The organism is uncultured Fenollaria sp., from assembly GCF_934202865.1.
GTDB lineage: Bacteria > Bacillota > Clostridia > Tissierellales > Peptoniphilaceae > Fenollaria.
The window spans coordinates 1-1669 of sequence record NZ_CAKPYL010000091.1 but is presented as its reverse complement, the minus strand read 5'-3'; the positions used below and the strand labels follow the sequence as shown (position 1 = coordinate 1669).

Below are 1669 nucleotides of genomic sequence, written 5' to 3'. Positions count from 1 at the left end.
TTGCGTTTCCAGCTATTGAGCCGCCATCTTTTGCTACTTTCTTGTTCTCATCTAAACCTTGTGGATTTTTTGTTTTTGTAAGTTCAGTAGTTGTTGCTTCAGCAAGCATATTAAGAACTATTTCAAGAGTAGTCATATTGTCTCTAAGATTTTCCTTTTTTAGGCCTTTTAAATTTTTATATTCTCTAGTTGTCATTCCTGACCAAGCCTTAGAAATTTCATTTGTTAGTATTGCATATTCTTTGCCAGCCTTGACGCCGTGATCTTGCCAAGTGTCAGTAAGTTCTTTTCTTACTTGTATTGCTTGAAGTCTTTGGTTAATCCACTCTCTTGAGTAGCCTTTTTTTAAGTATGTATCTAAAGCTCTATCAATTGTTAATTCAGGATCAATGATTTCGTCAATTCTTTCTTTGCCTACTTCAGCTAACCACATTTTGAATGGCTCTGCCTTTGGCGATGGAACAGATTGTATTATACGGAAAATACCTTGCATATCAGCTACGTCTGTTTCTCTCATTTTCCCGTCAGCAGCTTGCATTTTCAAAGTGTGACAAATTGTCACGACTTCATTTCCCTCTTCTGTTAGTCTTTGTTTTAGCTTACGCCAATAAGCGCCAGGATCTTTACTATCAGTTAAAACTCCAACTATGTCAATAATAGAAAAGTACCACTCTTCTTTTTCATTATCCCATGCTGAACGTATTTGTCTTCCCTCAAATAATTTAATTTCGTTATCCATTTTTCACCTCAATAGTATCTTAAAAAAATAAATTTATATCTATATTTATATTATAACATATTTTGAAGATTAAAAACATTTACAATATTTCCATAGCTAAAAAACGAATTTTGTAGTATAATCATTAGAGGAGGAGAAAAATGGATTTTGAAAAATTTTACTACATAGCAGAAATCATCGGTACCGTCGCCTTTGCTTCATCGGGCACGCTTGTCGCCATCAGAAAGGGCATGGACGTCTTCGGCATCGTGGTTCTTGCGATAATCACAGCGATTGGGGGCGGTGTCATTCGTGACATCACCGTGGGTATCACGCCGCCCATGGCATTTAGAGACAACACATACACAGTAGTTGCCATCGTTACCGCGCTCGTTTTGATACTATTTATGTCGAAAAAAGTTAAATTTTTGAGCTTAAATACAGTTAACAGAAAGTTTATGATTAGATACACACAAGTCGCCTCAGTGCTCGACGCCATCGGACTTGGCCTATTCACAGTCAGCGGCGTAAGCGTCGCCATGGTCAGAGGCTACTCCAACAACGCCTTTTTGATGATCTTCGTCGGCGTCATCACCGGCTGCGGCGGCGGAGTCTTGAGAGACCTTCTTTCAGACACCATACCGATTATATTCACAAAAAATACCATATACGCAGTTGCCTCGCTTTTGGGCGCAGTCGTGTTTATAGTTTTGAGACCATATGGAGCGAACCTCTCCTTCTTTTTGGGCGCCTTAACCACAGTTATTATCAGGCTTCTGTCGATGAAGTATAGGTGGAGTCTGCCAGACGTTTCGAGTGACCTTGTCGATGGGGACGACGCTTAAGAGAATTTAATACAGATTTTACTTAGAAAGCTTTGTTTTTGCACGAACAAGGCTTTTTTCTATGTGAATGGCTGGGCCACTGTGTATAAAACTGTGGATAATGTTT

The 1669-nt window shown here is 39.1% G+C and carries 2 protein-coding genes; one reads left to right on the top strand and one right to left on the bottom strand.

Annotated features, from left to right (window positions below):
- Positions 1–739: BRO family protein (locus Q0E71_RS06770; protein WP_294797269.1), on the bottom strand; the 739-nt coding region annotated here is incomplete at its 3' end.
- Positions 740–879: 140 nt separating this feature from the next.
- Between Q0E71_RS06770 and Q0E71_RS06765 the strand changes: the two genes are divergently transcribed.
- Positions 880–1563: a trimeric intracellular cation channel family protein gene (locus Q0E71_RS06765; protein ID WP_294797267.1), complete on the top strand. Its 684-nt coding sequence runs from the start codon at positions 880–882 to the stop codon at positions 1561–1563.
- The last annotated feature ends 106 nt before the right edge of the window (positions 1564–1669 follow it).

Excerpts from the sequence above, each read along its gene's own strand:
- Q0E71_RS06765 (WP_294797267.1), top strand. The coding sequence starts at position 880 with ATGGATTTTGAAAAATTTTACTACATAGCAGAAATCATCGGTACCGTC.